Origin of the sequence: Pseudomonas sp. H26/SER47-MNA-CIBAN-0231 (assembly GCF_040310465.1) — a bacterium.
GTDB classification, from domain to species: domain Bacteria; phylum Pseudomonadota; class Gammaproteobacteria; order Pseudomonadales; family Pseudomonadaceae; genus Aquipseudomonas; species Aquipseudomonas atacamensis.
The window spans coordinates 110,351-120,299 of the sequence record NZ_JBEOPW010000014.1 but is presented as its reverse complement, the minus strand read 5'-3'; the positions used below and the strand labels follow the sequence as shown (position 1 = coordinate 120,299).

The following is a 9,949-nucleotide window of genomic DNA, read 5'->3' as shown; positions in this document are numbered from 1 at the left end:
GGCGTATGGACCCTCGAAGCGATCACGACTATGACTTCATTGTCTGTGGTGCCGGCACGTCGGGCTGCGTGGTCGCTGCGCGGCTTGCCGACGAATCAGGCGCACGGGTTCTGCTGATTGAGGCCGGCGAAGACTATTCTGGCCCCGAGGTGACAGAACCAGCGCAATGGCCGCTGAACCTCGGCTCTGCGCGCGACTGGGCATTCGAGGGCCAAGCCGATCCACGCTTGAACGGTCGACGGCTCCCGTTGAGCATGGGCAAGGGGCTCGGCGGAGGTTCGAGCATCAACGTGATGGTCTGGTCGCGCGGCCATCGCGCCGATTGGGAGCATTTTGCTGCCGAGTCTGGCGACCCGGCCTGGGGCTACGCATCGGTGCTCGATTACTACCGCAGGATCGAAAACTGGCAAGGCAGCCCGGACGCCACCCGGCGTGGTTCAGGTGGGCCGGTACATGTCGAGCAGCCGGCCACACCTCAACCCCTTGCGTTGGCAACGCTGGAGGCGGCCGGCGATCTGGGCATCCCCCGATTCGACAGTCCCAATGGCGAGATGATGGAAGGCGCAGGAGGGATCGCTGTCACCGACCTGCGCATCAAACAGGGCAAGCGCGAATCGGTTTACGACGCCTACATCCGGCCGCGCTTGCACTATCCGAACCTGACGGTGCTGACCGGGGCGTTGGTGACCCGCGTGTTGCTGGACGGCACCCGGGCCGTCGGTGTCGAAGTGTTGATCGCCGGCGAGCGGCGCCGCTTTCATGCCGCAGCTGAAGTCGTTCTGTCCATGGGCGCGGTGCAATCACCGAAAGTGCTCATGCAGTCGGGCATCGGCCCGGCGGATGAACTGCGAAAACACGGCATCGCACCGGTCGTTCATCTACCCGGTGTGGGCGAGAATTTGCAGGATCATCTGGCTTTCGGCTGCACGTGGGAATACCGACAACCCCAGGCCGTCGCTGGCAGCGGATGCGAAACCACCTTGTACTGGAAAAGCGACAGCCGCCTGGAAGCCCCGGACCTGTTGCAGTGCCAGTTGGCATTCGCGGTACCGTCTCCGCCAGAGGTTGCCATCGAACCGCCGGAGCATGGCTGGACCATGTTCGCCGGGCTGGCCAGACCTGCCAGTCGCGGACGCTTGCGGTTGTCGGGTGCTGGGCCGCTGGATGCACCGATCATTGAGCCGAACTCCCTGAGCGAGCCCGAGGACATGGCCGCAGCCCATGCGTCGATCGAACTGTGCCGCGCACTCGGCAACAGCCAGGCCTTCAATGGGCTGATCAAGCGCGAAGTGGTGCCCGGGCCGAGAGAACACCGCGCTATGGAACAGTTCATCCGCAACTCGGCGATGACCTACTGGCACCTGTCGTGTACGGCAAAAATGGGCCGCGATGCGCTGTCGGTGGTTGACCATCAATTGCGCGTGTACGGGATCGATGGGCTGCGCGTTGCAGATGCCTCGATCATGCCGCGCATTACCGTTGGCAACACGATGGCGCCGTGTGTCGTTATTGGTGAGCGGGCGGCGGATATGCTTCTGGCTGCGTATGGGGTGACGATGGCGAACACAATGCCTTGAAGGTAATGACCGTGCGGGCGGGGCGGCAAATCCCGGCCTGCCGTCCAGGTGGGGCGATGAGTCGAGTCAGTCGATCAATTCATCGGCACCGCGAACACGGCACTGGCGCGCGCAACCGTTCGCTCACCGACGTGCAGACTGACGCCAGCAAACGCCAGTTGGCGGCCCTTTTTGGAGTGTTCAAGACGCACTTCGAGCCACTCGTTGATTTGCACTGCACCGAGATAATCCAGGGTCATGCTCGCCGTGATCAACGGCTGCGGCGGATCGCTGGAGAAGGCCATGGCGTAGCCCATGCCCACGTCCGCTAGTGTCGCCAATACACCGCCATGCAAAGTGCCACGGCCGTTGGCGTGGTGGGAGTCGGTCAGCAAGCCCAGTTCCAATTGCAGGCCGTGGCCTCTGGCGTAGATCGGGCCGAGCAGATCCAGCAACGGACTGCTGCGGGTGAATGGAGTGAAACCTTCGGGAATGGCCGTGGTGTTCATGATCCCATCCTGATGCAGGTGGCTGACCTGTGTGATTGGGCGAGGAAACACAGGAAGGGGCAAGCACTATGCGGATGTGGAATTTGCTGCGATAAGTGCTGTACACGGAACTGACCAACGATAGCGTTCACCTAACGTTTAAGCCTGCCGAATGTGGCTTCCATCGCTGCCCGGTCATGGTCGAGCAACCAGGCATGATGTCGTTGATAAAGCTGCAAAAGTAGTTCGGTGTTGGCTCCAACCACGTCCATACCTCTGTCGTCATAGGGAAAGACCATGACTCGCTTGGGCAGATTGAACAGGTAGACAGCACAGTTCGCACGCGGTTGGATAGCACCGAAGTCCTTGGCCAATGCGCACCAGAGTAATGCTTGAATGCTCGCCACAGACGCTTCGAAGGCGACGTTGACCCAGTATTCCGGTTCTTCCTCGGTGAACCATTCCTCGTTGTCTATTTCTTCGCTCCAGATGCACAGCGCTGATGGAGTGTCGATTCCAGCAGATTTAAGGGCGCGAAGAGTGCTGCGATGGGCGAATCGATTGCGACCGGAATGAATACGCAGACATGCGACAAACGATGCATCCCCCTGGAAAATATCGCCGCAGATGGTTGTGGATTTCCGCACCGCCGTGAGGAATTGCTCGATCATTCCGCCCGTTTCGGAGAGTTCGAAACGCAATCCTCCCGGCCAGGAATAGAAAAGCGGACGGGCGAATGCCTGGGGTCCAAATGCGTTTTCGATCTCAGCTCTCAGATTCACTTTCTTCCCTTCAATGTGGATTTCTGTTTGTTCAAGACGCGGGTGAAGTCAGTGCGAAGACACAAACGGCGAAGCAGTCGTCGGTGCCGGCAGCGCATAGGCCTGTTTCATCCACGCCACTTCCGCCAGGGGTGTGCGGCCGAAGAGGCGTTTGAAGTCGCGGCTGAATTGCGAGGCGCTTTCGTAACCGACCAGAAACGCAGTTTTTGCCGCAGTCAGGTCGTTGCGCAGCATCAGCAATCGCGCCTGGTGCAATCGCGTCGACTTCAGATACTGCATCGGCGAGGAATCGGTAACCTTGCGAAAGTGCAGGTGAAAATTCGGCACGCTCATCTGCGCTTCCTCGGCCAGGGTCTCTACGTCGAGATGTTGGTGATAACAGCTGTGGATCTTGTGGATGGCGCGGGTCACTTTGCCGAACTGGCCTTGTTGGGCGATGGCGGCGCGCAGGGTGCCACCTTGTTCGCCGGTGAGGATACGGTAGTAGAGCTCGCGCAGCATCGCCGGGCCGAGGATTTGCGCGTCGGCATCGTCGCTCATCACTTCAAGAAAACGCAGGGTTGACCGGCGCAGCGGTTCGTCGAGAGGCGAGGCGTACATGCCCATCGGCTGCGCTGTGGGGAAATCCCACCGCTCGTCCACTTGCTGGATCAGCTCGCCAGCCAAAGCGAAATCCAGGCGCACGTACACCGCGAGCATTGGCTCGGCTTCGCTGGCGTCGGTTTCCATGGTGAAGGGTACCGGCACCGACACCACCAGATAATGCTGAGCGTCGTAGACGTAGACTTCATCGCCGAGATAGCCGCGTTTACGCCCCTGACAAAGGATGACGATGCCCGGCTCGTACAACACCGGCGTGCGGGTCAGCGGTCGGTTGGAACGCAGGAAACGCACATCGTCCAGCGGGCTCAGGTTGTAACCTTCCAGCGGGGCGAGCTGGCTCATTAGCTGGACCATGCGCGCTGTGATGGGGTCTTTCGGTTTCGGCATGGGCTGTGGGTTTCCTTGTGAAAAGGCGGGTTTGAACCTGTCTGGCTGATTGGCGGGGTGTCAGACAGAGCCCTCACCCTAGCCCTCTCCCAGAGGGAGAGGGGACTGACCGTGGTGCTTTCTGGTACTACGCCGACCTGTAATATCGTGCCGAACGCGGGGGTTGAATCCACCCGCGATCGGCGCCCTCTCCCTCCGGGAGAGGGCTGGGGTGAGGGTGCTTTTGATCTTTCAGCCATCCGTCGAACGACTGAGCGCTTGCCATTGCTCAATACTCTCCGCCGTCTGCTGCAACTTGTCACGCACCAACGCCAGCGCATCACTACCCAACAGCAGATGAGCGGGCGGGTTTGGACTGTCGATGATCGTCAGCATGACCCGTGCAGCTTTCTGCGGATCGCCCAGCTGATGGCCGCTTTTGTCCTCTCGGGCCTTGCGCACCGGATCGAAGCTTGCGTCGTAGTCACTGATGCTACGCGGCGTGCGTTGCATCGAGCGGCCTGCCCAGTCGGTGCGAAATGACCCCGGCGCCACAGCGGTGACAAAAATATTGAAGGGCGCAAGCTCCTTGCTCAAGGTGTCGGAGATGCCCTCCAGAGCGAACTTGCTGCCGCAGTAATAAGCGATCCCCGGCATGGTGATGTAGCCACCCATGGAGGTGATATTGAGAATATGCCCCGCGCGGCGCTGGCGGAAATACGGGACGAAAGCCCTGGTCACCGCCACCGCGCCGAATACGTTGACGTCGAACTGGCGGCGCATTTCCTGCAGCGATGACTCTTCAAAAATCCCCTCATGGCCATAACCGGCGTTGTTGACCAGCACGTCCACCGGGCCGTGACGATCCTCCACAGCCGCAACCACCCCATCGATGGCATCGAACTCGGTAACGTCCAGCAGCACCCCATGCGCGCGCTCGGGCGACAGCGCTTCGAAAGCTGCCAGCGCGGACTCACTGCGCACTGTGCCGATAATCCTGTGACCTTGAGCGAGCGCTTCCTTGGCCAGCGCCTGGCCGAAGCCGCTGCTGACACCGGTGATGAAAAGAGTCTTCATGGATTTGTACTCCAGCAGGCAATTGGAGAGGCCATGCTAGGGCGGATAACGCTGGCGGACGATGCCGAATCGGATCGAAGTATTGCCTGTTCCTATCAATAGGGTTTTCCAGGTCTTGCCTCAAAAGACGGAAAAGTCCTGCAGGTCTCAAACCCGCAGGACTTTTCCTGTCTCGGCAACACGCGCTTAAGCTGCGCGACGACCCGCTGTACGGTCCGATCCATCAGCGGCGAGGGCCTCACCCAGTGGGGTGCGGTCTGAGCCGTCGGCAGCGATGGCCTGGCCTTGTGGGGTCTTGTCATAACCGTCCTCAACCAGGCCTTGTTCCTCGAGGCGGTTGCGGCCGTTTTCAGCCAGAGCCTGGCCCTGCGGCGTACGTTCCGAGCCATCGGCAGCAACAGTCTGCTGTGGTTCGTTGACCTGGGTGAAGAAACGATCTTCCTGATTGCTCGGTACGGCGAATGCGCTGGCGCTGAGGGCGAAGGTGGCGACGGCGATCAGTTGGCTTACAGTTTTCATGGCGGTGACTCCGGTCAAATTTCGATTGAGGTCCGGGTCGTTCAGATCAGTCTCTGGTTAACCCGTTGCAGTGGTGTGTTCTGCATGGGTTCAGATTAGGGGGCAGGGCGGTGTCGGCGTTAAGCGGATACTGTCGGCGATTTGCCTGATTCTGCTCGCTGAGATGGTTTTACAGACCTTCAGGCTTCAAGGCGAGATTCCGACACTGAATACCGATATTGCATTCGTTGATATTGAAAAGTGGCTTGGAAAGGCTAAGGTTCAGGCTTCCTCTCAAGGACGACCCTCCATGGCTTTGAATATCCGTACGGCGGCGGCAACCGATGCAGATGCCATCCAGCGCATTTATGCCCCAATCGTTCTGAATACTGCGATCTCTTTCGAAGAAACACCGCCGAGCATTACGGAAATTGCGCATAGGATAACTAAGACGCTTCAGACTTATCCCTATCTGGTGGCTGAAGAGCAGGGCGAGATCAAAGGCTATGCATACGCAAGTCAGCATCGCGCACGTCCGGCCTACCGATGGGCCGTTGATGTGACCGTGTACATCGCAGAATCAGTTCGTCGTCAGGGCGTCGGCCGAGAACTTTACGGGACCTTGCTTTCGATTCTCGAAAAGCAGGGATTTCACTCAGCCTACGCTGGGATCGCGCAACCAAATGAAGGCAGCGTGGGCCTGCATGAGTCACTAGGATTCACCCAAATCGGCATGTACCCGGAGGTAGGGTTCAAGCTTGGAAAATGGCACGATGTCGGCTACTGGCGACTCGGCCTGAACCAGGCGACTCCACCGCTGGAGCCAATCATCTTCCCCGAGCTTGAAGTCGCATCACAGTAAGCTCGCGCGAATTTGTCGGCGCGAGCAATCAGGTTCCGCCAGTGAGATAGCTTTGCACTTGCCTGACTACATCCCGGGCGGTGCGGGTTACGCCGATCAATGTGGCAGAAGCGAGCCCCGTCCAGTCGCCGTAACCCACCAGCCACAGATCGGGTACCGCAACGCTTCGGCTTTCGTCCACAATCACTTTGCCATCCCGGCCTACAATGTTCAGGTTGTTCAGGTGATCGAGCGCCGGAGCAAATCCCGTGCACCAGATGACAGCGTCCACCTTTGTCTCGATCCCCGATGACCACACAACCCCTGTCGAAGTAAAGCGCGTGAACGGCCGTACCGCGCTCAACACACCGCGCTCGCGAGCCTCCTTGACCGGTGGCACCATGACAATGTCGCCCAGTCCTCCAACGGGCTGTTGAGGCTCCACGCCATCCTGCTGCGCCTTCAGTCGAGCAGTAGCGCGTTCGAACAGGACGCGTCCATCCACCTCATCAGGTAGGAACGTTGGGGCCTGTTGCGTGACCCAGGTTGCCTGCGCCACTTTGGAGACCTCGGCGTAAATCTGGGCGCCGGAGTTGCCGCCACCGACGACAAGGACGGTTTTACCCGCAAACTCGTTCGGCCCGACGTAATGAGCGGAATGAAGCTGCCTGCCTGCAAACAATGCCTGGCCGGGATAGTCTGGTACGAACGGGCAGCTCCAGGTGCCTGTTGCACTGATAACCGCTTTGGCGTCCCAGTGGTTGTCCTTTGAGATAACACGCAAGCCGCCTTCGATCTTCTCGACACGGGTCACCCGCGTGGGGCGGATGATGGGGAAGTCATACCGGCGCTCGTACTGAGTCAGGTATTCGACAACGTCGTCCCGCCCGGGCGTCCCCTCGGACAGGGCCGGCATCGGCCAGCCTGCAATCGAACTCCATGCCGACGGCGAGAAGAGCCGCAGCGAATCCCAGCCATGCCGCCAGGCGCCTCCTGGTCCCGGCTCGGCATCCAGCAGCACGTAAGACAAGCCTGTGCGCTTCAAAAAATAAGCGACAGTCAGCGCGGATTGGCCACCACCAATGACCACGACATCAAGTTTCGAATTCTGACTCACCAGCATCCTCCCGGCGCAAAGGCCTCAACGTGTGAAAGATCGTGGTGCGCTCATACCGTTGCCCCACACAGGCATCAAATGGAACGCTGGTTGACTCGTCTGGACAGCTCTTCGGCGGATTCCTTGCGCTCGGAATAACGGTCGACCAGGTAATCCTGACGATCGCGCAAGAGCAGCGTGAACTTCATCAATTCTTCCATCACGTCCACCAGGCGGTCGTAGTACGAAGAAGGCTTCATACGTCCGGCCTCATCGAACTCGGTGAACGCCTTGGCCACAGAAGACTGGTTCGGGATGGTGAACATCCGCATCCAGCGGCCAAGTACCCGCAACTGATTGACCACGTTGAAGGACTGCGAGCCGCCGCAGACCTGCATCACAGCAAGGGTTTTGCCTTGCGTAGGTCGTACAGCGCCCAGCGCCAGCGGAACCCAGTCGATCTGCGCTTTGAACACGGCACTCATGGAGCCGTGACGCTCAGGAGAGCACCACACCTGACCCTCTGACCATTGCATCAGCTCGCGCAGTTCCACGACTTTGGGATGCGTGTCGGGTGCGTCATCAGGCAGCGGCAGACCCGCAGGGTCAAAAATCCTGGTTTCGGCGCCAAACTCCTTCAGCAGGCGTGCCGCTTCTTGCGTGACCAGGCGGCTGAATGAGCGCTCTCGCGTCGATCCGTATAGCAGCAGAATGCGAGGCTTATGCTCCGAAGGATTACGAGGCGACAGTTGCTCCAGCGAAGGAATGTCGATCAGTTCGGCATGGACGTTCGGCAATGTGTCTTGCATATAAGCTCCTACGGCGGCGCCTGGTTGGGTGCCGCCTCGGTTGATCTTCAAAGCGAACCGATGCGGTTCAGTTCAGCTTTCAACTGTTCAGCGCTGATGGTCTTCAGTGGCAGCGCAAGAAATGCGCTCACGCGCTCGTGGATTTTGGCGAGTGTGGTTTCAAATGCAGCGGTGATCTCGGCTTCCGACCCGCTAGCCTCAGACGGGTCGGCCAGCCCCCAATGCGCCTTCAGGGCTGGGCCGAAGAAGATCGGGCATGCTTCTCCAGCAGCGCGATCACAGACGGTAATGACGATGTCGGGAGGCGAGCCCTCAAAAGCATCCGAAGCCTTGCTGCTCAAGCCCGCCGTAGAGATGCCCGCCGCCTCCAGCGTTTGCAGTGCCCGTTGATTCACCCGGCCACTGGGAAAGCTTCCCGAGCTGATGGCTTCTAGACCCTCGGGCGCCAAGTGGTTGAAAAGCGCCTCGGACAGAATGCTGCGGCAGCTGTTGTGGGTGCACATGAACAAGATTTTCATCAGACGATTCCTTGATTCAGAAACTTAGGCGCAGTGCCAGGGCGGACAATGTGGCGACGAGGATGGGCAAGGTCAGCACGATCCCGGTCTTGAAGTAGTAACCCCAGCTGATCGTTATGTTTTTCCGGGCGAGCACGTGCAGCCACAACAGCGTGGCCAGGCTCCCGATCGGGGTGATCTTCGGGCCCAGGTCGCAGCCGATGATGTTGGCGTAAACCATCGCTTGCTGGACTACACCGTCGACTTCGGCGGCATGAATGGATAAGGCGCCTACCAGAACGGTGGGCATGTTGTTCATGATCGAAGACAGCAATGCGGTCAGCAGCCCTGTACCAAGGGACGCGCCCCAAACGCCATAACCGGCGAACTCGTTCAGGATCTGCGCGATGTGGTCGGTCAGGCCGGCGTTCTTCAGGCCATAAACAACCAGGTACATACCCAAAGAAAAAATCACCACCTGCCATGGCGCCTCTTTGAGCACCTTGCTTGTGTTGATGGCATGACCACGAGCCGCGATGACATAGAGAATGCAGGCACAGACCGCTGCGATGGCGCTGATTGGCACCCCCAATGGCTCAATGACAAAGAACCCGATCAGCAGTAGTGCCAGCACCCACCAGCCGGCTACGAAAGTGGCACGGTCATGGATTGCGTCATCCGGATTGTCCAGTTGGTTGAGGTCATAGGTCTTTGGTAAATCTTTGCGGAAAAACCACAGCAGCATGGCTAATGTCGCCGCCACGCTGACGATGTTTACCGGCACCATGATCGAAGCATATTCGTTGAAGCCGATATTGAAGTAGTCGGCAGAAACAATGTTGACCAGGTTTGAAACCACAAATGGCAAGCTCGCCGTATCTGCGATAAATCCAGCGGCCATGACGAACGCCAACGTCGCGGCGGGAGAAAAACGCAGCGCCAGCAACATCGCGATTACGATGGGAGTGAGGATCAATGCCGCTCCGTCGTTGGCGAACAGTGCCGACACAGCCGCACCCAGCAGGACGATAAATGCGAACAGCCTGCGGGTGCTTCCGCCTCCCCACCGAGCCACGTGCAATGCAGCCCACTTGAAAAAGCCTGCCTCATCAAGCAGCAAACTGATGATGATGACCGCGATGAATGTCCCAGTGGCATTCCAGACGATGCGCCAGACCTCGGGTATGTCTGCAAGGGTAACGACGCCTGCCAGCAGCGCCACGACGGCACCGAGCGTCGCACTCCAGCCAACCCCGAGTCCCTTGGGCTGCCAGATGACAAGGACGATGGTGGCGATAAAGATCAATACGGCAATCAGCATTTCATTAATCCGGTT

Annotated in this window: 11 protein-coding genes; 2 read left to right on the top strand and 9 right to left on the bottom strand. The window is 59.1% G+C overall.

Annotated elements, in window-relative coordinates; translation table 11 throughout:
• The first annotated feature begins 5 nt into the window (after positions 1 to 5).
• Positions 6 to 1,577: a GMC family oxidoreductase gene (locus AAEZ10_RS20110; RefSeq protein ID WP_350570685.1), complete on the top strand. Its 1,572-nt coding sequence runs from the start codon at positions 6 to 8 to the stop codon at positions 1,575 to 1,577.
• A gap of 74 nt (positions 1,578 to 1,651) precedes the next feature.
• Here the strand turns inward: AAEZ10_RS20110 and AAEZ10_RS20105 are convergent, their stop codons facing one another.
• The 5 genes from AAEZ10_RS20105 to AAEZ10_RS20085 form a co-directional block, all read right to left on the bottom strand.
• A complete protein-coding gene (locus AAEZ10_RS20105) occupies positions 1,652 to 2,065 on the bottom strand; it encodes a PaaI family thioesterase (protein ID WP_350570683.1) in 414 nt (137 codons plus the stop codon).
• 131 nt (positions 2,066 to 2,196) lie between these two features.
• Positions 2,197 to 2,826, bottom strand: coding sequence for a DUF3885 domain-containing protein (locus AAEZ10_RS20100; protein WP_280036534.1), 630 nt, complete (start codon positions 2,824 to 2,826; stop codon positions 2,197 to 2,199).
• A 48-nt stretch (positions 2,827 to 2,874) separates the two neighbouring features.
• On the bottom strand, positions 2,875 to 3,816 hold the full coding sequence (locus AAEZ10_RS20095; protein WP_122746494.1) for an AraC family transcriptional regulator: 942 nt from the start codon (positions 3,814 to 3,816) through the stop codon (positions 2,875 to 2,877).
• Positions 3,817 to 4,047: 231 nt separating this feature from the next.
• Positions 4,048 to 4,872, bottom strand: a complete 825-nt coding sequence (locus tag AAEZ10_RS20090; protein ID WP_350570680.1) for an oxidoreductase — start codon at positions 4,870 to 4,872, stop codon at positions 4,048 to 4,050.
• A gap of 186 nt (positions 4,873 to 5,058) precedes the next feature.
• On the bottom strand, positions 5,059 to 5,391 hold the full coding sequence (locus AAEZ10_RS20085; protein WP_073475050.1) for a hypothetical protein: 333 nt from the start codon (positions 5,389 to 5,391) through the stop codon (positions 5,059 to 5,061).
• A 289-nt stretch (positions 5,392 to 5,680) separates the two neighbouring features.
• Between AAEZ10_RS20085 and AAEZ10_RS20080 the strand changes: the two genes are divergently transcribed.
• Entirely contained in the window at positions 5,681 to 6,232 is a 552-nt protein-coding gene (locus AAEZ10_RS20080; RefSeq protein ID WP_073475408.1) for an arsinothricin resistance N-acetyltransferase ArsN1 family B, read from the top strand.
• 28 nt (positions 6,233 to 6,260) lie between these two features.
• On the opposite strand, the gene AAEZ10_RS20075 is transcribed toward AAEZ10_RS20080, so the two are convergent.
• The 4 genes from AAEZ10_RS20075 to AAEZ10_RS20060 form a co-directional block, all read right to left on the bottom strand.
• Positions 6,261 to 7,334, bottom strand: coding sequence for an ArsO family NAD(P)H-dependent flavin-containing monooxygenase (locus tag AAEZ10_RS20075; RefSeq protein ID WP_350570677.1), 1,074 nt, complete (start codon positions 7,332 to 7,334; stop codon positions 6,261 to 6,263).
• Between the two features lie 68 nt (positions 7,335 to 7,402).
• Complete coding sequence (gene arsH / locus AAEZ10_RS20070) at positions 7,403 to 8,116, bottom strand: arsenical resistance protein ArsH (RefSeq protein WP_073475046.1); 714 nt, start codon at positions 8,114 to 8,116, stop codon at positions 7,403 to 7,405.
• Between the two features lie 47 nt (positions 8,117 to 8,163).
• Complete coding sequence (locus tag AAEZ10_RS20065; RefSeq protein ID WP_073475044.1) at positions 8,164 to 8,634, bottom strand: arsenate reductase ArsC; 471 nt, start codon at positions 8,632 to 8,634, stop codon at positions 8,164 to 8,166.
• 16 nt (positions 8,635 to 8,650) lie between these two features.
• Positions 8,651 to 9,934: an arsenic transporter gene (locus tag AAEZ10_RS20060; protein WP_350570674.1), complete on the bottom strand. Its 1,284-nt coding sequence runs from the start codon at positions 9,932 to 9,934 to the stop codon at positions 8,651 to 8,653.
• Positions 9,935 to 9,949 lie beyond the last annotated feature (15 nt).